The sequence below is a fragment of the Streptomyces sp. NPDC087270 genome (assembly GCF_044744625.1).
Lineage (GTDB): Bacteria > Actinomycetota > Actinomycetes > Streptomycetales > Streptomycetaceae > Actinacidiphila.
In genome coordinates this window covers 536089-557654 of record NZ_JBIUYR010000001.1, presented here as the reverse complement: position 1 = coordinate 557654, position 21566 = coordinate 536089, and the positions used below count along the sequence as shown (strand labels likewise).

Annotated in this window: 17 protein-coding genes; 14 read left to right on the top strand and 3 right to left on the bottom strand. The window is 75.1% G+C overall.

Annotated elements, in window-relative coordinates; translation table 11 throughout:
* Nucleotides 1–2: 2 nt before the first annotated feature.
* Complete coding sequence (locus ACIPAE_RS02470; RefSeq protein WP_329366633.1) at nucleotides 3–662, top strand: DUF4255 domain-containing protein; 660 nt, start codon at nucleotides 3–5, stop codon at nucleotides 660–662.
* Nucleotides 659–2995 (top strand): ATP-binding protein, encoded by a 2337-nt coding sequence (locus tag ACIPAE_RS02465; RefSeq protein ID WP_402442373.1) that lies wholly within the window; start codon nucleotides 659–661, stop codon nucleotides 2993–2995. Before ACIPAE_RS02470 ends, ACIPAE_RS02465 begins: the two co-directional genes overlap by 4 nt.
* Before the next feature lie 81 nt (nucleotides 2996–3076).
* Here ACIPAE_RS02465 and ACIPAE_RS02460 read toward each other — a convergent pair whose 3' ends face one another.
* The 3 genes from ACIPAE_RS02460 to ACIPAE_RS02450 form a co-directional block, all read right to left on the bottom strand.
* Nucleotides 3077–4465 (bottom strand): hydrolase, encoded by a 1389-nt coding sequence (locus ACIPAE_RS02460; RefSeq protein ID WP_329366635.1) that lies wholly within the window; start codon nucleotides 4463–4465, stop codon nucleotides 3077–3079.
* A 107-nt stretch (nucleotides 4466–4572) separates the two neighbouring features.
* Nucleotides 4573–5079: a hypothetical protein gene (locus tag ACIPAE_RS02455; protein ID WP_402442372.1), complete on the bottom strand. Its 507-nt coding sequence runs from the start codon at nucleotides 5077–5079 to the stop codon at nucleotides 4573–4575.
* Nucleotides 5080–5174: 95 nt separating this feature from the next.
* Entirely contained in the window at nucleotides 5175–6752 is a 1578-nt protein-coding gene (locus tag ACIPAE_RS02450; RefSeq protein WP_402442370.1) for a DUF4157 domain-containing protein, read from the bottom strand.
* Nucleotides 6753–7140: 388 nt separating this feature from the next.
* On the opposite strand from ACIPAE_RS02450, the gene ACIPAE_RS02445 reads away from it, so the two are divergent.
* From ACIPAE_RS02445 to ACIPAE_RS02390, 12 genes are all read left to right on the top strand, one after another.
* A complete protein-coding gene (locus tag ACIPAE_RS02445; protein ID WP_329366639.1) occupies nucleotides 7141–8754 on the top strand; it encodes a phage tail sheath subtilisin-like domain-containing protein in 1614 nt (537 codons plus the stop codon).
* A gap of 85 nt (nucleotides 8755–8839) precedes the next feature.
* Nucleotides 8840–9283: a phage tail protein gene (locus ACIPAE_RS02440; RefSeq protein WP_329366641.1), complete on the top strand. Its 444-nt coding sequence runs from the start codon at nucleotides 8840–8842 to the stop codon at nucleotides 9281–9283.
* The gene (locus tag ACIPAE_RS02435; RefSeq protein ID WP_328467057.1) at nucleotides 9283–9792 is read left to right on the top strand and encodes a hypothetical protein; all 510 of its coding nucleotides are present in this window, start codon (nucleotides 9283–9285) and stop codon (nucleotides 9790–9792) included. Before ACIPAE_RS02440 ends, ACIPAE_RS02435 begins: the two co-directional genes overlap by 1 nt.
* The gene (locus tag ACIPAE_RS02430; protein ID WP_328467055.1) at nucleotides 9789–9947 is read left to right on the top strand and encodes a DUF6760 family protein; all 159 of its coding nucleotides are present in this window, start codon (nucleotides 9789–9791) and stop codon (nucleotides 9945–9947) included. The genes ACIPAE_RS02435 and ACIPAE_RS02430 overlap by 4 nt, the downstream gene beginning before the upstream one ends.
* Nucleotides 9948–10013: 66 nt before the next feature.
* Nucleotides 10014–13544 (top strand): hypothetical protein, encoded by a 3531-nt coding sequence (locus ACIPAE_RS02425; RefSeq protein WP_402442367.1) that lies wholly within the window; start codon nucleotides 10014–10016, stop codon nucleotides 13542–13544.
* Nucleotides 13545–13653: 109 nt separating this feature from the next.
* Nucleotides 13654–14091, top strand: coding sequence for a phage tail protein (locus tag ACIPAE_RS02420; protein ID WP_328467052.1), 438 nt, complete (start codon nucleotides 13654–13656; stop codon nucleotides 14089–14091).
* Nucleotides 14092–14817 carry a LysM peptidoglycan-binding domain-containing protein gene (locus ACIPAE_RS02415; RefSeq protein ID WP_328467050.1) on the top strand — a complete coding sequence of 242 codons (726 nt, stop codon included), beginning with the start codon at nucleotides 14092–14094 and terminating at the stop codon, nucleotides 14815–14817. It abuts the gene before it with no gap.
* Nucleotides 14814–16715, top strand: coding sequence for a VgrG-related protein (locus tag ACIPAE_RS02410; protein WP_366411893.1), 1902 nt, complete (start codon nucleotides 14814–14816; stop codon nucleotides 16713–16715). The genes ACIPAE_RS02415 and ACIPAE_RS02410 overlap by 4 nt, the downstream gene beginning before the upstream one ends.
* On the top strand, nucleotides 16715–17215 hold the full coding sequence (locus tag ACIPAE_RS02405) for a GPW/gp25 family protein (RefSeq protein WP_329366648.1): 501 nt from the start codon (nucleotides 16715–16717) through the stop codon (nucleotides 17213–17215). The genes ACIPAE_RS02410 and ACIPAE_RS02405 overlap by 1 nt, the downstream gene beginning before the upstream one ends.
* On the top strand, nucleotides 17215–19173 hold the full coding sequence (locus ACIPAE_RS02400) for a putative baseplate assembly protein (RefSeq protein WP_366411892.1): 1959 nt from the start codon (nucleotides 17215–17217) through the stop codon (nucleotides 19171–19173). Before ACIPAE_RS02405 ends, ACIPAE_RS02400 begins: the two co-directional genes overlap by 1 nt.
* Nucleotides 19174–19256: 83 nt before the next feature.
* Nucleotides 19257–19781, top strand: coding sequence for a phage tail protein (locus ACIPAE_RS02395; protein WP_329374100.1), 525 nt, complete (start codon nucleotides 19257–19259; stop codon nucleotides 19779–19781).
* Nucleotides 19762–21480, top strand: coding sequence for an NADase-type glycan-binding domain-containing protein (locus ACIPAE_RS02390; RefSeq protein ID WP_402442363.1), 1719 nt, complete (start codon nucleotides 19762–19764; stop codon nucleotides 21478–21480). The genes ACIPAE_RS02395 and ACIPAE_RS02390 overlap by 20 nt, the downstream gene beginning before the upstream one ends.
* Nucleotides 21481–21566: the final 86 nt, after the last annotated feature.

Below are 21566 nucleotides of genomic sequence, written 5' to 3'. Positions count from 1 at the left end.
CCGTGATACACGAGGTGGACGAAGTCCTCAGGGGGCTGCTCTCCGGCGGCGCCCTGGCCGGAACCGGTGTCGACATCGCCTTCGAGGCACCGACCCGCGACTGGGCCGCCCGGCGCAACGCGCCGACCATCGACGCCTATCTCTACGACATCCGCGAGGACGTCGCCCGGCGGGAGCGGGGCGCGGTCGCGGTCCGCGACGAGCGGGGCATCGTGCTGCGCCGGCGCCAACCGCCGCGCTGGTACCGGTTGTCCTACCTGGTCACCGCCTGGACCAAGCAGCCGCAGGACGAACACCGCCTGCTCTCCGCTGTGCTGTCCACCCTGCTGCCCCACGAGGTGCTGCCGCCCGAGGAGTTGACGGGCGCCCTGGCCGCGCTCGGGCTGACCGTCCCGCTCACCGTCGCCGGCTCCCAGACCGACTCCCGTTCGTTCGCCGAGATCTGGTCGGCGCTCGGCGGCGAACTCAAGCCGTCGCTGGACGTCACGGTCACCGCGCCCTTCCCGGCCTACCCCGAGTACGACGCCGGGCCGCCGGTCACCGAAGGCGCGGGCGTGCGGGTGCGCGGCACCGACGGCACCCTCGAAGGCTCCGCCGAGCGCTACCACCGCCCGCGCCACCTCGCCGACCGCAAGGACGCGGCCCCGGGCGCGGCCGAGTGACCGCCGCGATACCCGCCACCGGTACGACCACCGGCACCGGCACGGACCCGGACCCGGACCCGGACGCCCTGGTCCGCAGGCTCGGCCGGCTGCGCGACCGGGTCGCCCTGCTCGTGGAGCACCGCAGCGCCTCCGACCCGACCGCCGCCGATCCGCTGCGCGGCCTGTACCTGACCGACGAAGCGGTACGGCATCTGCTGCGCCCGGCCGCGGCGCAGGAGGGCGGCGCGTTCGCCGGCGAGGGCGCCGACACGTTCGGCGACGGGTCCGACGGCGCGTTCGGCGATACGTTCGACGACGGGTCCGACGGCGACCGGCTGCACCAACTCGCCGCCCGGCTCGGCCTGTCCGCGCTGGACGCCCGCATCCTGCTCACCGTGCTCGCCCCCGACCTCGACCGCACCTTCGAACCGCTCTACGGCTACCTCAACGACGACGTCAGCCGCCGCCGGGCGACCATCGGCCTCGCGCTCGACCTGTGCGGGGTGCCCGCGCACCGCGCCGAGGGCCGCGCCCGCTTCCACCCGTCGGCACCGCTGGCCGCGCTCGGCCTGATCGTGGTCGAGGAGGGCGAACGCCCCTTCCTCAGCCGGTCGTTGCGGGTCCCGGACCGGGTCGCCGCCCACCTCGTCGGCGATGACACCCCCGACCCCGCGCTCGCCGGCCAGGTCCGGCCGCTCGGCCGGCCGGCCGCAGCGGACGACCCGCTGGTGGAACGGCTCGCCAAACGCCTCGCGACCGGCCCGGCCACGGTCTACCTGCGCGAGCAGCGCGAGGGCGACGGCATCGCCTGCGCCGCCGCCGCGCTCGGCGCGGCCGCGCTGCCCGCCCTGCACTTCACCCCCGCGGGCCACTCCCCCGCCCCCGGCGACGACGGCCGGGGCGACGACCCCGCCGGCCACGGGCCCGGCCCCGACCGCGGCGCCACGGCCACCGCCGCGCTCCCCCAACTGCTGCGCGAGGCACGGCTGCGCGGCCACGCGGTCCTGGTCGCCCCCGTACCGGACGAGCCCGGCGCCGCCGCCGCGCTCGTCCGCGCCCTGGCGGTCGACGACGTCACCGTGATCATGACGGGCACCCGGCCGTACGACCCGCAGTGGGCGGATCGCGACCCGCTCGTGCTCGACGCGCCCCGGCAGCGGGCCGGCGACCTCGACACCTGGACGGCGGCGCTCGGCACGACCGGCCCCGGCACGGACGGCGGGGCCGGCTCCGGTCCCGGGTCCGGTGCGCCGACCACCGGGTCCGGTGCGGCGACCACCGGGTCCAGTGCGGCGACCACCGGGTCCAGTGCGGCGACCACCGAAGCCGGTGCACCGACCACCGAGGCCGGCAAGGAGATCGAGGCCGTCGAAGCCGTCGAGGCCGCCGGCTTCGACCTGGCGCCGGTCGTCGCGCCGTACCGGCTCGGCGGCGACCGCATCCGCCGGGTCGCCCGAGTCGCCCGCGAGCTGGCCGAGTTCGACGGCACCCCGCTGTCCGCCGGGCACCTGCGGCTCGCCGCGCGGCAGCAGTCCGCGTCCGGCCTCGAACGCCACGCCCGCCGGATCAGACCCGCCGTCGGCTGGGACGACCTGGTGCTGCCGGACGGTCCGCTCGCCCAACTGCGCGAGCTGGCCATGCGCGCGCGCCACCGCGACCAGGTGCTCGGCGACTGGCGGTTGAGCGCCGGCGGCGGTCGCGGCCGGGGCGTGCTGGCGCTCTTCGCGGGCGGCTCCGGCACCGGCAAGACGCTCTCGGCCGAGGTGGTCGCCGCCGAACTCGGCCTGGACCTCTACGTGGTGCAGCTCTCCTCGATCGTCGACAAGTACGTCGGCGAGACCGAGAAGAACCTGGAGCGTGTCTTCACCGAGGCCGACCGCACCGACGCGGTGCTCCTCTTCGACGAGGCCGACTCGGTGTTCGGCAAGCGGTCGGAGGTGAAGGACGCGCACGACCGCTACGCCAACATGGAGAGCGCCTACCTGCTCCAGCGGCTGGAGTCCTTCGACGGCATCGCGCTGCTCACCACGAACCTGCGGGCCAACGTGGACGACGCGTTCACCCGGCGGCTGGACATGGTGGTCGACTTCCCGTTCCCCGACCCCGCCCAGCGGCTGGCGCTGTGGCGGCACAGCCTGGCCCACGTGCCGTGCGCCGACGACATCGAACCGGACGCGGTGGCACGGCAGTTCGAGCTGGCCGGCGGTTCGATCCGCAGCGCGGTGGTCACCGCCGCGTACGCCGCCGCCGGCCGCGGCGCCCCGGTCGGCACCGCGGACCTGCTGGCGGGGGCGCAGCGCGAGTACCGCAAGGCGGGCCGGCTGGTGCTGGACGACAACGGCGAGTGGTGACGCCCGGGTTCGCCGGTCGGCGGGGCGATCAGCCGGCCGGCCGGCGCACGCGGCGACCGGTCGGCGAAGGCAGCCGACCGCTCAGACCGTGATCCTGATGGCCTCGAGCGAATTCGTCATGTCCGTGGTACCGCCGAAGATCCAGTCCTGCTTGCTCTGGGCGGGGTCGTTGCATCCCTGGCCGCCCCACCCGCCCTTGTGCAGGAAGGCGTTCCGGCACACCTCACCCGTCTTGACGCCGACGGCGAAGCCGGACAGCCGGATGTCCTTGCCGGTGGTGCCCACGTAGATGTCGGCACCGGCGATCGCGCCCTGCCACGGTGCCTTCCACCCGCCGTCCTCGCGGAACGCGTTGGCGGAACCGCTGGCGATCCCGGCGACCGCGATGTTGATGGACTCGATGGCACCGGCGTCGTCGTCCGTCGAACCCGCCGTGACGCCGTCGCAGGAGGGCTTGCTCCAGCCCTTGTCGCCGACGTAGACGCGGTAGCAGATGTGCCGGCCGCCCGGATCGCTCGCGGCGAGCTTCTGCACCGCGGTCGCCGCCGTGGCCGGCGGTGCCTTCTTCTTCTTCGGCTCGCCACCGCCCCCGGACCCGCCCGACGACCCGGCGGGCGACGCCGGGGGCGTCGTCTGCGCGGGGCTGGTGGTCGGCGGCGGCGTCACCGGCGCCGCCGGGGTGGGCAGGGTGCTCGCGGCCGCCTGCTGGACCTTCTCCCCCGCGAGGCTGGCCACCTGCGGCTTGTAGGCGAACCACAGCGCGACCGCGGCGATCACGAGCCCGACCATCAGCCCGAGGAAGGTGGCCAGGAAGCGCGGCAGCACCCCGCGCTGCACGTACGTCCCGTCGACGTCGAGCGGGTTGGCGCCCGAGCGCTGGACCGCCAGCCGGAAGGGGCGGTTCTCCTTGCGCCCGAACCAGGCGATCCGGCGCGGCTTGAGAGTGGTCTTGACGAACGCGGCCCGGCCGGGCTCGATCTGCACGTTGGCCGGGTGGATCTCGTACGAGACCTGGTCGCCGTTGTCGGCGCCGACGATCGAGGCGGTCAGCTTCGTGTTGCCGAGGTTGTCCACCGCGAGCTTGGAGCGGCCCCGGAAGCGGCCCTTGACGGTGTGCGGCACCAGCTCGGCCCGCACCTCGGTGAAGGGCGTGATGGTGATGTTGCCCTCCGGGACCGTGGTGGCCTCGGGATTCTCGGTGGGCACGATCTGGACGCCGTACGGGTTGGGCCCGGCGACGGCGTCCGGGGTGCGCGGCGGCGCGATGGTGAGATGGACGGTGTCCACGGTGCCCGGGTAGAGCCGCAGCAGCGGCGGCTCGACCGTGATGTACGGAGCGAGGTCACCGACCGGCATGAAGCGGTACTCGTCCACGACGTCGCCGGTGTTGCGCAGGCGCAACCGTACGGTCGTGGCGCTGCCCGGGTCGACCGTGGCGGACGGGGGTTCGAGGGAGGTCCAAAGGCTCACACCCCGACGCTACGGTGCCGGGCCCCGGGCCGGCAGCGGACCGCGAGGCAGGGCTGGTGTCCGTGCGGGCGGGGGGAGTTGCCCCCGAGGGGCGGGCGCGGGGCCGTTCAGCCGTAGGCGGCCGAGTCCCACGCCAGGCCGGGCCGCAGCCCCGCGAGCGCGGCCGGGTCCGCGAACCGGACGTGCAGCACCCAGGACGGCACCCGGTCGGGGTCCTGCCACAACTCGCCCCACTCCGCGCCGAACGCGGCGTTCCAGCCGGCCGCGTCGTCGGGAGACAGACCGCGCTCGCGCAGCCCGTCCTCGATCCGCCGCCGGGCGGCGGCCTCGTCGAACGGGACGTTCCGCCCGTCGCTCACCGCGACCCGCACCAGCACGAGACGGGCGCGGCGGGCCGGCTCCACGTCGGTGCCGTACGGGTCAACGCCGTTGAGGTCGATGCCGCCCACCAGCTCCTCCGCGCCCGGCCAGACGGGAGCGGCGTCCGCCAGCAGCCGCAGCACGAACGGCTTGGTGGCGGACGGCGACCCGGCGTCCGGGTGCACCGCGGCGCACAGCAGTTCCACCGCGTCGCCGTCGACGTGGCGCACGCTCGCGTGCCACAGATCGGACATGGCGGTCCTCCTCCTGGGTCGTCCCTGCCGTCCGTCCGGCCGCGGCGCTCCCTCGGCCGGCCGGCACCTGGAGCCCGGACCCTACGGGCCGGTGCTCAGCGGATGGTGATGGACCCGCCGGAGATCGCGAGCGCCAGGTACTGCAGCGCCCGGTCGGCGCCGGGACCCATCCGGTCGGCGAAGGTGGTCGGCTGGGCGGTGGCCCGCCCGGTGCGGGAGCTCACCCGCGGGAGCGAGAACGGGATGTGGTGGAAGGCGTGCAGCACGGACTCGGCCGGGCCGGTGGCGCCGTAGTGGTCGATGAGGCTCTCGAACTCCCCCCGCCGGGGGCCGCCGAGGTCGTTGAGGAAGTCCAGGTCGTCGGCGTTCCAGCCGCGGTGGTTGCCGGTGTAGCGCCGCAGGTCCGCCAGGTCCAGCTGGGAGATCCGCACGTGCGTGCCGGGGTCGGTGGGCTGGCGGTCCTGGAAGGGGAAGTACGTCCCGTCGTGGTGGACCGTCCACATCCTGTTCGCCCCGTCGTACACGCGGTGGTGGATCGTCAGGCCGTCCACGAAGTCCCCGGCCGCGTCGTACTGCCGCTGTGACATGCCCTGCGGCCGGCGCGACGGCGGGCGGGCGTAGTGGACGTCGACGCCGAAGTAGACGTAGTCCTTCTGCTGCCCGCGCCGCACCGTCCGGTTGGTCGCCCGCACCTGGGCGACGGTGGACTTCAGGTCGGCCTCGATGCCGCGCTCGTAGGTCGAGTTGTCGCGCTTCGAGGCGGGCACGAGGTTGTCGGCGGTTCCGATGCCGCCGGCGATGTTGTTGACCAGGTGGAAGCGAATCCAGAAGTTGGTCAGCCTCAGCGCCCGGATGTAGTCGAAGCCGAACGGGTCCTGGGAGGGCGGGGAGCCGGTCAGGCTCCCGCTGTTCAGCATCTCTATCGACTCGGTGCGGCCGCCGCCGCGCGTCACCGTGATCCCGCTGCGGTTGGGCTCGGCGGTCGGCACCGCGACCCGCTGGATGGCGGGGGTGCCGGTCAACTCGGGCGCGGGCCCGGCGCCCTGGGCCGTGCCCGCCCGCTCCGGCGCGGTCCGCACCGGGACCGGCGCCGACATCGCCCGCTCGGCGTTGCGCTCCGCGGCCCGCTCGTACGCGTCGCCCGGGTCGCTGACCCGCAGCCCGTCCCCGGTGGGCGTGCCGGCGACGGGGCCGGTGCGCTGCTGGATGACGTGGGTGAGTTCGTGGGCGAGCGTGCGCTTGTCGGCGCCGCCGTCGCCCACCACCACGTGGTTGCCCGAGGTGTAGGCGCGGGCGCCCAGCTCCGCCGCCGAGCGCCGGGCGGCGCTGTCGTCGTGGACGCGCACGTCGCCGAAGTCGGCGCCGAGCCGCGCCTCCATCTCGGCGCGCAGCGGGGCGGCCAGCGCGCGGCCGGAGCCGCGCAGCACGCTGTGCACCGCGGAGCGCTGGACGGCCGGGCCGCGCCCGCCGTCCGCGCCGTGCGGGTGCCCGTGCCCGTCGTCCTGGAGCATGCGGGCCACCGCGGAGTTGCCCACGGCGCGCTGCAGGGCCAGGAGTCCGGCGGCGCTCGTGCCGGGTGCCGGGCGCGGCCCGGCGACCGCCGGGCGGGGCAGCGCGGAAGGCCGGGAACGCCCGGCCGCGGACACCTCGTCGACCTTGTCGTGCGCGCGCATGACCGCCCTCTCCGTGGCTGACCCTCCCTGCCTACGGCGAACTCCGGGCCCGGCGCAAGGACTACGGGGGCACTCCCGGGGGCAGACCTCACGCGCACCAAGCGCGCCACCCGCCCCCGAGGACCGGCGAACCGCCCGCGGGGGCACCCGGCGTGCCGCCGGGCACCGGCGCGGGTCCCGCCATGCGTGGACATACGGTGACGAGTCGGGCGGGCGCCGGGGCGTCGCGGCGCGAAGACGGCAGGCACGGCCCGACCCCGGCAGCGGCGCGCTGCCCTCGGGGGCAGCGGAACTGCCCCCGGAAAGGCACCGCAGGACGTTTCGGTCACGGGCCGGGCGAGCGAGGGTGAGAGTCGACCCTTTTCTCGTACCCCGAGGAGATCAGCGCATGCCGTCGTATCTGTCGCCGGGCGTCTACGTGGAGGAAGTGGCCAGCGGTTCCCGCCCGATCGAGGGGGTGGGCACATCGGTTGCCGCCTTCGTCGGTCTGGCGCCCACCGGTCCGCTCAACGAGCCGACCCTGGTGACCAACTGGACGCAGTACGTCGCGTCCTTCGGTGAGTTCACCGACGGCTACTTCCTCGCGCACTCGGTCTACGGCTTCTTCAACAACGGAGGCTCCGCGGCCTACGTCGTCCGGGTGGGCGGCGAGACCGGCGGAGTGTCGGGCCAGGCAGCGGGCGTCACCGGCAAGCAGCCGGCCGCCGTTGCCGGCGGTGGCGCCGGCCCGGCCGCCCTGACCGCCGGCGAGGACACCACGCTCGGCACCTTCAAGGTCGCGGCGCTCGCGCCCGGCGAGGCCGGTCCGCTCAGCGTCGAGGTCGCGGACGCCGAGGGCGAAGGCCCCGCCGAGCGCTTCCGGCTGCTCGTCAAGGACGGCGACAAGACCGTCGAGACCTTCGACGTGACCGCCAAGCGCGGCAACCGCAACTACGTCGTCACCCAGGTGAAGGAGCGCTCCAAGCTCATCACCGTCAAGGAGGCGGCCGCCTCCGGCCAGCTGGTCCGTCCGGAGAACCAGACCGTGGCGCTCGCCGCTCCGGCCTCGGTCCCCGCGACCACCGGACCGGCGGGTTCCGACTCCGGCGAGACGATCGGTGTCGGCGAGTACCTCGGCGACAGCGCCGACCGCACCGGCTTCGGCGGCCTCGAGGCGGTGGACGAGATCTCCATGGTCGCCGTCCCCGACCTGATGGCGGCCTACCAGCGCGGCGCGATCGACCTGGAGTCCGTCAAGGCCGTCCAGCTCGGCCTGATCGCGCACTGCGAGCTGATGGGCGACCGGCTGGCGATCATCGACCCGCCGCCCGGGCTCAACGCGCGGGAGATCCGCGTGTGGCGCCAGGAGACGTCCAACTACGACTCCAAGTACGCGGCGCTGTACTACCCGTGGATCAAGGTCTTCGACCCGGCCGGCGGCCAGACCCGGCTGGTCCCGCCGAGCGGCCACGTGGCCGGCATCTGGGCCCGCAACGACTTCGAGCGCGGCGTGCACAAGGCGCCCGCCAACGAGGTGGTGCGCGGCGCGGTGGACCTGGAGATGCAGATCACCCGCGGCGAGCAGGACCTGCTCAACCCGCTGGGCATCAACTGCATCCGCTCCTTCCCCGGCCGCGGCATCAGGGTCTGGGGTGCGCGCACCCTGTCCTCCGACCCGGCCTGGCGCTACCTGAACATCCGCCGGTACTTCAACTACCTCGAAGAGTCGATCCTGGCCGGCACCCAGTGGGTCGTCTTCGAGCCCAACGACCAGGCGCTGTGGGCCCGGATCAGGCGCAACATCTCGGCCTTCCTGGTCACCGAGTGGCGCGGCGGCGCGCTGTTCGGCGGCCAGCCGGACGACGCCTACTACGTGAAGTGCGACGCCGAGACCAACCCGCCGGAGTCGGTGGACCTCGGCCGGGTGATCTGCGAGATCGGCGTCTCCCCGGTGAAGCCCGCGGAGTTCGTGATCTTCCGGCTCGCCCAGTTCTCCAGCGGCGCGGGCGAGTTGGAGGAGTGACCGTGGCCAGGGATGACCACGACCAGCAGCGGCAGGACCAGCACGGCATGACGTACGAGCAGCGCGACGCGAAGGAAAAGCGGCCATGAGTCTCCAGCCAGGTGATGCGCTCACCTCACACAATTTCGGCCTGCAGATCGACGGGGTGATGGTCGAGTACCTCCAGGAGGTCAACGGCCTGGACATGCAGCAGGACGTCATCGAGTACCAGCAGGTGTCGGCGAACGGACAGCCGGTCACCAAGAAGATGCCCGGCGTGAAGAAGGCCGGCGAAGCGACCGTCGTGCGCGGCATGACCCAGTCCAAGGCGTTCAACGACTGGATCAACTCGTCGGTCCGCGGCGACATGGGTTCGGCCCGCAAGAACGCCAGCATCCTGGTGATGGACTACATGAACAACCCGGTGAAGCGGTACCACCTGCGTCAGGCGTGGTGCAGCAAGATCTCGGCGAGCACGGTGAAGGCCGGTGAGGCCTCGGCGCTGACCGAGACCGTGACGATCACCTACGAAGAAATGATCATGGAGTAATGCGCCGAGGAACGGCTTCCAGGTCAGGCGGCCCCCTGTCCGACGACGCCACGGCGGTCCCCGTGACCGCCGCGGCGCCGTCGGCGTCGGCCACCGCCCTGTCCGCGCCGGTCACCGAACCGGCCCCCGTACGGAGGCAGTTGCGCACCGAGTTCGCCTTCGAGCTGCCCCGCGGCTACGTCGACGAGTCGGGCGCGGTGCACCGCGACGGGGTGATGCGCCTGGCGACCGCGCGGGACGAGCTGATCCCGCTGCGGGACCTGCGGGTGCAGGAGAACCCGGCGTACCTTTCCGTGGTGCTGCTGGGCCGGGTGATCACCCGGCTCGGCACGGTGCCGCACATGCACGACGGCGTGGTGGAGAACATGTTCGCCTCCGACCTAGCCTTCCTCCAGGACTTCTACCGCCAGATCAACGCCGAGGGCCACACCAGGGCCGGCGTGACCTGTCCGCACTGCGAGCAGCCGTTCGAGGTCGAGCTCGGCGGGAGCCGCCTGGGGGAATCGTGACGTACGCGACCGACCGGGTGCACGAGGAGATCGCGTACATCGCCTACCACTTCCACTGGAGCCTGGAGGACATCCTGGACCTCGAACACCGCGACCGCCGTCAGTACGCCGAGCAGATCGCCTCGCTCGTCACGCGTGCCACGGCAGAACGGTGAGAGGACGGGGTTACGGCCATGGGAATCCTTGACCGGTGGGCCCCACGGGCCCGCGCACGCGGACGTATGCAGACAGGTGGCGCGCAGCCGGACGGCACCGCGGCGACCGAGGCGGGGCCGGGCACTGCCCCGGGCGCCGCGTCGGGCTCCGTGCACGGTGCCGGGCCGGCTCCGGCCGCCGGTACCGCCGCCGTGCGGCCGAGCGGGCCGCCCGGCTGGTCCGCGCTGCCGCCGATCCAGCGGGCGAGCGCGCACCCGTCCCGGCACACCATCGCGGCCGCGGACTTCGGCGGCACGCTCTCGGCCTGGCAGAACCCCTCCTTCACCGGGGAGTTGGCGCACGTCGTGCTCGACGACGCGCCGACCGGGCTGATCCGCGACGTGCTCACCCCGGCGCCGGCCGCCGTGCACCGCACCGGCCAGCCGCCGGTCGCCCTGCCGGTCGCCGTGGTCGGCGACCGCGGCAGCGGCGACGTCCCGGCGGAGCCGGCGGCCGGACCCGCGGTGCAGCGCGCGGTGTCGGCGGCCCAGGCCACCGGGCCCCGCGTGGTGCCGCTGGTGTCCAGGCCGCCCGCGCCCACCGCGCTGACCAGGGCGCCGGCCCCACAGGTGGCGCGACGCGCGCTTCCGACCGTCACCCCGGCGCCGAGCGCGCCGGTCACACCGGTCACCGCCCCCACCGCCCCCACCACGTCCACCGGGCCGGCCGGTGGCGGGTCCGCCGGCGGAACGGGCGGGGAGCCGGGCGGCAACAGCCCCGGCGGATCAGGCGGGTTCGGCGGACCGGGCGGGGGCACGCCCCCCGGACCGGCACCCGCGCCTGCCCCTTCGCCTGCGCCGGTCCAGCGGCAGGTGGAGCGCGAGGGCGCCGCCACCGGCCCGCTCCCGGGCCGCGGTACGCCCGGCGGTGACAGCGCCCCGGCCCGTACGGCGCCCCTCGCGGCGCCCGACGCCGGCGCGCCCCAGAACGCCTCGACTTCCCTTCCGGTGGCCCCCGTTCAGCGGACGGCCGCGCCCGCGCAGGGCGGCGCCGGCCGCACCGGCGGACTCGGCGCGCCCCTCCAGGGACCCGCCCCCGTGCACCCGGTGGCCCAGGTCCAGCGGCGGACGTCCGCCGCCACTCCCCCGGCGAGCCCCGCTCCCGCGCGGCAGAGCCCGATCGGGCCGCCGACCGGGCGGAGTTCGGCGGGCACCGGCGGTTCCACGTCGGTACCCGTACCCGTACCCGTACGACCGACCGGCCCGGGTACGCCACCCGCGGCCTCGGCCGCGCCCGGGGCGACGCCCGCTGCTCCCGCGGCCGTTCAGCGCCGTGCGGTGACTCCGGCGAACCCGGCGAACGCGGCGACCCCGGCGAGCGGCACGACCCCGGCGGGTCCGGTGCCCCCGGCGACCGGGCTCGGGGCGCCCATGTCCTCGGCCCAGGGCACGACTTCGGCGCTTCCGGTCTCCGCGCCGCGCGGGGCCGACGGGCCGTCCGTGCCCCCCGGCCCCTCGGCCGCGCCTGCGGGTGCGGGTGCGGGTGCGGCACCCGCCGGACCCGGCGCCGTCCAGCGCCGGGCCGCTGACCCGACGACCCCGTCCGCCGGGCTCGGCGCACCCGTGCCTTCTCCCGGGCAGGCCGCGGGTCCCGCCGCGGCGACTCCCGTCCAGCGGGCGGCCACCGGTCCGGTGGCCGGCCCGGCCGCGCCCTCGGGCGGCACCGGATCGCGGCCCGCCACCACCCCGGGCGGCTCGGCCCCCCGGCAACGGCCGCTGCTCGGCGCCCCGATGTCCGCGCCGCCGCCCGGCGCGGCGCCGCTCACCGGACGCGCGGTACAGAGGTCCGCCGCCTCGGCAGCGGTCCGGCCGTCCGCCCCGCAGGCGGGTACAACCTCCGCTGTCAGCAAGGGTGTTGCGGGCCCGTCCGGCAGCACCCCGGCCGTACCGGTTGTGCCGGCCGCCCCGGCCGGTACGCCGACGCGCCCGCAGACCGCGGTGCCGTTCCCGCAGCCCTCGGCGGCCTCGAACCCGCCCTCCGCACCGGACCGTTCGCCCGGCGGCGCTCCCCCCGTGAGCCAGTCGCCCACCGCTCCCGTCCAGCGCGCGTCCACCGCGCCGAACACGCCGAGCGCGCCGAACGCGCCCTCCCCATCGGCCGGTTCGGCAAGCGTCCCGGCCGGCCCGGCTCCCGTGCAGCGCGGCGCGGCCACCCCCGCCGGCCAGAACAGCACCACGGGCACCGCCGGTGCACCGGTCCCGCCCTCCGGCGGCGACCGCGCGACGACCACGGCGACCACGGCGGCAGCGGCCCCCGCCTCCTCTCCGGCCCCCGTGCAACGCGCGGTGGCCGCAAGGCCGTTGGCGTCCGCACGTCCGGTGCGGACGACCCTGCGGCCCGTGGCGGCCACGGGCCCCCGGCAGCCCGCCACACCGGCGGCGGTGCCCCTGCGCCCCACCGGGCACCCCGAAGCGTCCACAGCCCGCCCCCAGCCGTCGCCCCAACAGCCGTCCGGCGCGAACCCGTTGGGGACGGCGGCCGTCGCGCAGCCGGCCACCGCGCCGGTGCAGCGCCGTACCGCGGCCGGAGGGCCGGCCCCGGCGACCGGAGCCGTTCCGCCCGCCGCCCCCCTACCCGCACCGGCACCCGCACCCGTACGCCCGGCGCCCGCGACCATGTCCACGGCCGCGACCACGGCCGGGCCCGGATTCGTCCAGCGCTCGATGGCCGGACCGCTCGCCACCGCACCCCTCGGCACCGCCGCGCCGCTGACCCCGGTGACCGGCAACCCGCCGGCGGCCCGCTCCGCGCACCCGCTCCCCGCCGTGCAGCGCATGGCGGTCCCCGGGGCCGCGCCGACCGCCGCGCTCCACGCGCCGGTTCCCGCGCCCGCACCCGCGCCGAGCCCGGACGTACGCCCCGACAGCACAGGACCGGTCCGGCACGGCACCGACGCGCTGCCGCTGAACGGCGTCGCCGAGGCGTTCCCCGCCGCAGCGCCCGCGACGCCCGCGCTCGGCGTGTCCGGCGCGCCCACCGGGCAGTTGCCGGTGCAGCGCGCGGTGCTCGCGCCCGTAGCGGCCGGCACGGCCACCGGCGGCGTACCGGCCGCCGTACAGACCGCCGTACAGGCCGCCGTGCACCAGACGGTCCCGACCTCGGCGCAGGCCGCCGTCTCCCTCGCCCCGGTCACCTCCACGTCCGCCGCGGAGCTGCCGGTGCAGCGCGCACCCGCCACACCGTCGCTCGCCTCGCGGATGACGAAGTTCGTCTCCCCGCAGCGCACCGCCGAGGCGCGGGTCACGCCCGTCACGGTGGGCCGGGACGACGGCGGAAGCAGCGGCGGCTCCCGCGCCGCCAAACCACCGGCCGACCCGCCACCCGCGTACAGCCGTTACGACACCCGCCGCACCAACCCGACCCGCGGGAACGGCGGGAACAGCGGGAGCGGCGGCAACGACGCCGCGGGCGGCGCCGACTTCGACGCCCGCACGCTCTCCGACGGCCAGGTGGACGAGTTGACGCACCGGCTGATCGGCCCGCTGACCCGGCTGCTGCGCACCGAACTGCGGCTGGACCGGGAGCGGATCGGCAGGTTGCGTGACTCCCGCCGCTGACCGCGCCGCCCGGCGGGCGGCCCCCGCCGGGCCGACCCGTCCGCCCGCCCGCGCCACTTCGGCCCGCACCCCGGGCCCACCCGACTCGTCCGCAGAAAGGCAGTGATCGATGGCCAGCGACCTTGACCCCGGCTCCACCATCTTCTTCAACCTGACCATCGACGGCGAGAACCTGGGCACGTTCAACGGCTGCGAGGGGCTCAGCTCCTCCGTCGAGATCCACCAGCACCAGGAGGGCGGCAACAACGGCTTCGTGTGGAACCTGCCCTCCCGCGTGACGTTCTCGAACATCACGCTCACCCGGCCGCTCACCAAGGACACCTCCAAGGTGGCGGCCTGGATCACGTCCATCACCACCGGGGTGACCCGGCCCACCGCGCAGATCGCCGCGCTGCGCGCGGACGGCTCGATCGTCGCCCGCTGGGGGCTGATCGACGTGCTGCCGGTGAGCTGGCGCGGCCCGTCGCTCGACCCGTCGAGCCCGTCGGTGGCCACCGAGGTGCTGGAGATCGCGCACCACGGCTTCACGGACGCGGGGGCGGCGTAGATGGCGAGCAGCAGCGGCGGCGCGGGCAAGAGCCTGGTACGGGCCTCGCTCGCCATCCACCAGGCGCCGATCGGCTACAGCACCACGCCCGGCGGGCTGATCAAGACCTTCGACTTCGACTTCAACCCCTCGGAGCTGTCGCTCAGCCGGCGCGCGCAGTGGAAGACCACGCCGACCGCCGCCGTACGGGACGGCGCGGTACCGGAGTTCATGGGGCCCGAGCCGCGCGAGCTGTCGGTCGAGGTCTTCCTGGACCGCTCCGACGACCCGAACAGCAACGACGTGCGCAAGAACGTGGAGGCGCTCTTCTCCTGCTGCGAGGTGACCTCGGCGAGCATCGAGGCGAAGCAGCCCTCGACGCCGTGGGTGGTCTTCCAGTGGGGGTCGTTCTCCACCGCCCGGTTCACCGCGTACGTCAGCTCGGTGGACGCGTCGTACACCCTCTTCGGCACCACCGGCGTGCCGATCCGGGCCACCTGCCGGCTCCAGCTCAACGAGATCCCGAGCAACACCCTCGGCCAGAACCCGACCTCCGGCGCGCTCACCGCCCGCCGGGTGCACCGGGTGGTGGCCGGCGACTCGCTCCAGTTCCTGGCCTGGCGGGAGTACGGCGACGCCACCGTCTGGCGGGCGATCGCCGAGAGCAACGACATCGACGACCCGACCCAGCTGGTGCCGGGCACCGAACTCATCCTGCCGGCAGCCGAGGAGGTCGGCCTGCGATGACCAAGATCGGCTACTCCAACGTCCTGCACGTCACCATCGCCGGCCGGCCGCTGCTGCCGTACCACGCCACGCTGCTGGTCGGCGGCTGGGTGGACTTCGGCGTGGGGGTGCCCGGCGCGTTCCAGCTCACCTTCCGCGACCCGAAGCGGAAGCTGCTCGGCGAGGCGGGCGCCAAGATCGGCGCGGACGTGGTGCTGGCGCCGGTCTCCGACGGCCAGGGCGCGCAGTCCCCGCTGCTCACCGGCGAGATCACCGGCCTGGAGACGGACTACGACGGCACCGGCACGTTCAGCGTGATCCGCGGCTACGACCTCGGGCACCGGATGCTGCGCCAGCGCCGGGTGGTCGCCTACCGCAACATGACCGCCTCGGACATCGCCCGCAAGCTGGCCGGCCAGGACAAGGTCCCGATCGGCCAGGTCGAGTCCACCAGCACGCTCTATGAGTTCATCACCCAGGCCAACGTCACCGACTGGGACTTCCTGAACCGGCTCGCGGACGAGAACGACATGGTGATGTCCCTGAGCTCCAAGGGGAAGTTCCAGTTCGTCAAGCCCGACCCGGCATCGGGCGCTCCCCCGGTGAGCACGCCGAGCGACAAGAGCCCGTACGTCCTGGAGGCCGGCGTCGACATCCTGCGCTGCCGGGCGGCGGTGACCTCCGCCGACCAGGTGGCCCGGGTCGAGGCGCGCGGCTGGGACGTGACGACCAAGCGCGACCTGGTCGGGCGGTCCACGGCCGCGGACAACCCCGGCATCAGGATCGGCACCAGCCCGGCCGCGGCGGTCGCCGCGTTCGGGACCGCGACGCTCGTCGAGACCGACATCCCGTACGACAAGCAGGGCGAGGTGAAGAACGCCGCCGACTCGCTGGCCGCCGACGTCACCGGCTCTTTCGCCGAGCTGGAGGTGACCGTCCACGGGAACCCGAAGCTGCGGCCCGGCGTCCCGGTCGCCCTCGCCGACGTCGGCACGCCCTTCGAGGGCAAGTACACGGTGACCGCCGCCCGCCACACCTTCGGCGAGGGGCGGCACTACGAGACCTGGCTGACCGTCAGCGGCCGGCAGTGGCGCTCGCTGTACGGGCTCGCCTCCGGGGGGTCCGGCGGGTCCGGCGGCGGCGCGGGCGCCGCAAGGCTGCCGGGGGTCGCCAACGCCCTGGTCACCGACATCAAGGACCCGCTCAAGCAGGGCCGGGTCAAGCTGCGGTTCCCGTGGCTCGACGACACCTACGTCAGCGACTGGACCAGGACCGTGCAGTTCGGCGGGACCAGCGGCGGCGGGCTGATCGGCCCGGACGTCGGCGACGAGGTGCTGGTGAGCTTCGACCGCGGCGCCCTGGACCACCCGTTCGTGATCGGCGGGCTCTACAACGGCAAGGACAAGCCCGGCACCGTGGACGTCCCGCCGTACGACGGGACGTCCGGCAAGGCCGTGCGGCACACGCTGGCCGACCGCAGCGGCAACCGGCTGGACCTGCTCGACCAGCGGACCGGCGGCAAGCGCGGGGTGCGGCTGAGCTCCGGCGACAACCGGCTGGTGGTCAACCTGGACCGCACCCGCACCGAGATCACCGTGGACAGCAAGGGCTCGGTGAGCATCAAGGGCACCCGGTCGGTGTCGATAGAGGCGGGCGGGAGCCTGTCGCTGAAGGCGGGCGGGAACCTGTCGCTCAAGAGCGGCGGGGTGCTCAACATCGAGGCGTCCACCATCAGTGCCCGCTCGCTGGGTGCGGTCGCCATCAACGCGCTGGCCGCGCTGGAGCTGAACGCGGTGGGCGTCACGACAGTGTCCGGCGAGGGCGCGCTCATGCTCAGCTCGCCGCTGGACGTCACGGTGGACGGCACCAGTGTCATGCTGCTGGGTGTGGTCACCGCCAACGGGATGCCGGTGGTGTGATGGCAGAGCAATTCGTCGGTACCGGCTGGGCGTTCCCGCTGCGGATCGGCCCGGGCGGCGGCATCGCCATGGTCAGCGGGCAGCAGGAGGTCGAGGAGGCGATGCGGCTGGTGCTCGCCACCGCGCCGGGCGAGCGGCCGATGCGGCCCGAGTTCGGCTGCGCCATCCACGACATGGTCTTCGCGCCCGTCAACGAGGCGACCGCCGGTCGAATCCAGCACGAGGTGTATGCCAGTCTGGACCGCTGGGAGCCGCGGATCGAGGTGGAGGACGTCGAGGTCACCGCGGGGGACGGCCAGGGCGTGCTCTACATCGACGTGCGCTACTCGGTGCGGGGCACCAACAACCCGCGCAGCCTGGTCTTCCCGTTCTACACCATCCCCTCGCACGACTACCCCGACCTGCCCGATTCGTCCAGTTCCGCCGGCTTCCCCGGTTCCGCCGACTTCCCTGGCGGGTCGTCCGCGGACTCCCGGCCGGCCCCCGAAAGCGACCGCTGATGGCCCTGCCCTCGCCCAACCTCGACGACCGCCGCTTCCAGCAGTTCGTGGACGACGCCAAGCGCTACATCCAGCAGCGCGCCCCCGAGTGGACCGACCACAACGTCTCCGACCCCGGCATCACCCTGGTCGAGACGGTCGCCCACATGGCCGACCAGGTGGTCTACCGGCTCAACCGGGTGCCGGAGAAGAACCACCTGGCCTTCCTCGACCTGATCGGGATCACCCTGTTCCCGCCGACGGCCGCCCGCACCGACGTGACGTTCTGGCTGTCCGCGCCGGTGGGCGAGCCGGTCCGGCTGCCCACCGGCACCGAGGTCGCCACCGCCCGCACCGAGAGCGAGGAAGCGGTGGTCTTCGCCACCGAGGCCGAACTCACCGTGGTGCCGTGCGAGTTGGAGTACCTGGTGGTGCAGCACGGCGAGAAGGCCGCGGTGGACCGCACCTCGGACCTCGCCGAGGGCGGCGACCTGATGTGCTTCAGCGAGTCGCCGCGCCCCGGTGACTGCATGCTGCTGGGCCTGAGCTCCGCCGTCCCGCACTGCGCGGTCGCGCTGACCCTGGACAGCCGGGTCGACGGTGTCGGCGTGGACCCGCGGCAGCCGCCGCTGGTCTGGGAGGCGTGGACCGCGGACGGCTGGACTCCCTGCGAGGTCGACCGGGACGGCACCGGCGGCCTCAACCGGCCCGGCGAGGTGGTGCTGCACGTCCCCGGCGGCCACACGCTGTCCAGGACCGGGCGGCGCGAGGCGGGCTGGCTGCGCTGCCGGGTCACCGAGCCGCTGGCCGGCCAGCCCTTCTACACCACCTCGCCCACCGTCCGGTCGGTCGAGGCGTTCACCATCGGCGGCACCACCGGCGTCGTGCACGCCGAGACGGTCCGCGACGAGGTGCTGGGCGAGTCCACCGGGCTGCCCGGCCAGCGGCTGCGGCTGGCGCACTCCCCCGTGGTCGGCGACGTGCCCGCGCTGCTGCTGCAGGTCGCGGGGGACAACGGCTGGACCGACTGGGAGGCCGTCGGGCACTTCGCCGCGTCCGGCCCGTACGACCGGCACGTCACGCTCGACGCGGCCACCGGGGAGATCGCCTTCGGCCCCGCCGTCCGCGAACCCGACGGCAGCCTGCGGCAGTACGGCGCGGTGCCGCCGATGGGTGCCGCGATCCGGGTCCGCCGCTACCGCACCGGCGGCGGCCGGGCCGGGAACGTCGCACGCGGCGCCATCCAGGTGCTGCGCAACTCCGTCCCGTACGTCGCCGAGGTGGTCAACCGCGAGGCCGCCAAGGGCGGGGTGGACGGCGAGACCGTCGAGGAGGCCAAGGCCCGCGCCCCGATCACCCTGCGCGCCCAGGACCGCGCGGTGACATTGCGGGACTACGAGGAACTGGCCCGCCGCGCCGCGCCCGAGACCGCCCGCATCACCTGCCTGGCCGCCGACCCCGACGAGCACGGCGCCCACGCGGTGCGGGTGCTGGTCGTCCCGCAGGCGGTCACCGACCCCGGCGGGCGGCTGCGGTTCGAGCAACTCGTCCCGGACGACGCCCTGCTGGAGCGGATCACCGACTACCTCGACGACCGGCGGCTGATCGGCACCCGGCTCGCGGTCGGCCCGCCCTACTACCAGGGCGTGACCGTGGTGGCCACGCTGCACGCCTTCCGCGGCACCGACACCGAGCTGGTCAGGCAGCGCGCGCACGACGCCCTCTACCGCCACCTGGACCCGCTCACCGGCGGGGCCCGCGGCACCGGTTGGGCCTTCGGCCGCCCGGTGCAGGCCGGCGAGGTCTTCGCGGTGCTACAGCGGGTGCCGGGCGTGGAACTCGTCGACCAGGTGCTGCTGCACCCGGCCGACCCGCTCACCGGCAAGCGCGGCGACCCGACCGAGCGGATCGACCTCGAACCGCCGTCCCTGGTCTTCTCCTTCGACCACCGGGTGCGCGTGATCGGGGGCCAGGAGTGACCGCGGCGGCGGACCTGGGGCAGGTGGCGCCCGGCGGGCGCGGCTCGATCGACGGGCTCGGCTCGTCCTCGCCGCTGGGGGCGATGCTGCCCGCCGTCTTCGCCGAGGACGACCTCGCGCAGCGCTTCGTCGCCGGGCTCGACGAGGTGCTCGCCCCGATCCACAACGTGCTGGACTGCCTGGACTCGTACTTCGCGCCGTCGCTGGCGCCCGCGGACTTCACCCGCTGGCTGGGCGACTGGGTGGGCGCGGAGACCGATGGCGTCGAGGACATCGCCGCGCTGCGCCGGGCCGTCGCCGCCGCCGCGCACCTGCACCGCATCCGCGGCACCCGGCGCGGCCTGGCCGAGGTGGTACGGCTCGCCTTCGGCGTGGAGCCCGAGATCAGCGAGAGCGGCGCCGTGGCCTGGAACGCCAGGCCCCTCGGCCCGGTGCCCGGCGAGCGCCGCCCGCACCTGCACATCTCCATACGGCTGCCCGACCCGCACCCCTCCGACCAGGTGCGGCTGGACCGCCTCGTCGCGGCGGCCCGCCCCGCTCACATGCCCTACACGGTCCAGGTGACCGCGGTTGAAAGGACCTCCGAAGGTGACCGGACGAAGCTATGACGCCGAGCCGCCCCGGCCGCGGGCGCGGACCTGCGCGGAGTGCGGCACGCAAGCGGGTCCCGACCAGTCGTTCTGCGACGGGTGCGGGGCAGTGCTCGGCTGGGCGGAGCCGCCGGCCGCAAGCTCCGCGCGGCGCCCGTCCGAGGCGCCGCTGAGCGCGGCGGCCGGTCCCGCGCCGGCTCCCGCCGCGGCGGGAGCGGGCGCGGGACCGCTGCCGCCGGCGGCGAGCGAGGGCGCGGGTGCGGCGGGCGCCGGCGGCTTCCCGCCGCCGTCCTCCGGCGGCGGCTCTCCGTACGCCCCGCCGGGGTCCGGCGCGGGTTCGGGCGCGGGCGCGGGCCGTCCAGGAGCCGAGGGCGCGGGGCCGACGCCCCCGCGCGCGGGCGAGGGGACCGGCGGCCGCGGCTTCGGCGGCGGCGCGGGACAGGACGTGATCGAGGACCCGGGCGCCAAGTCCGCGGCGCCGATCGGCGGGACGGGTGGCGGCCAGGAGTCGTGGGGCGAGGTGCCACGGCAGGGGCAGCCCCCGGTCGCCGAGTGGCAGGCCGCGGCCGCCGGGCCGGCCCCGGACGCGGGTGCGGGTGCGGGCGTCCCGGGCCCGGGCCCAGGTCCAGGTCCAGGTGGCCCGGGTGCCCGTACGGACCCCATGGAAGACACCCTGGAGCAGCCGCCCGCCACCGACCCGCAGTACCCGCAGGCGCAACCGCCCGCCACCGACTCGCAGTACCCGCAGTACCCGCAGGCACAGCAACCGCCGCATGCGCAGCAACCGCCGCAGCCCCAGCAACCGCCGCAGTCGCCCTCCGCCGAGGAGCGGGCCCGCGCCCTGCTCATCCCGGTCGCCGACCCGCAGCAGCGGCCGGCGGCGGCCCCGTCGGTGGGCGCGGTCATGCCCGGCCGTCCGGTCGCGGCGCGGCCCCTGGTCCGTACGCCCGGCGAACTGCCCGACGACGACGGCCCGGCGGGCTGCCCCTGGTGCCAGACCGGCAACCGCGTGGAACGGCACTTCTGCCGGCGCTGCGCGATGCCGATGTCGGGGCGGCCGCAGGACGACCTGGTCCGCCGGCCGTGGTGGCGGCGGCTGCTGGACTTCTTCCGCCGGCGGGAGACCCCGTGGGCCGGGGACCGGCCGCGGCTGGGCCGCAACCTGGGCCGGGTGGTGACCTGGCTGGTCGGCGCGGGCGCCGCCGCGCTGGTGGTGGTGGGCGCGATGCACATCGACGACGGGGTGCGGGCGACGCAGGACCACTTCGCCAAGCGGGCCTCGGTCGTCCCCGACTCCATGTCGGCGTCGCACTCCTACCCGGGCCACGGGCCGAAGCTGGCGTTCGACGAGTACAACAACACCTGGTGGGGGCCGGGCATCTCGGAGTCCGGGGCCGGGGAGTGGCTGGAGGCGAAGTTCATCCAGCCGGTGCACCTGCTGGACCTCGTCATCACCCCGGGTGAGTCGACCCAGCCGGCCGACCTGCAGAAGTCCGCGGAGCCGCACCAGCTCGACGTCACCGTCACCACCGCCGACGGCCGCACCATCGTCCGCCACATCACCCTCGACCAGGGCAGCGGCGGCCAGACGGTCTCCTTCCGCGCCACGAAGGTGACCTCGGTCCGGTTCACCGTGCGCTCCTCCTACGGCATCGACAAGAAGAAGCAAGTGGCCATCGCCGAGATCGAGTTCTTCGGCCCGAAGCACTCCAACTGACGGCCGCGCGCAAGCCGACGGGCCCGTCCCCCGCCCGGGGGCCGGGCCCGTCCGCGCGCCAGCCGCCGCCCGGGACCACCGCCGTC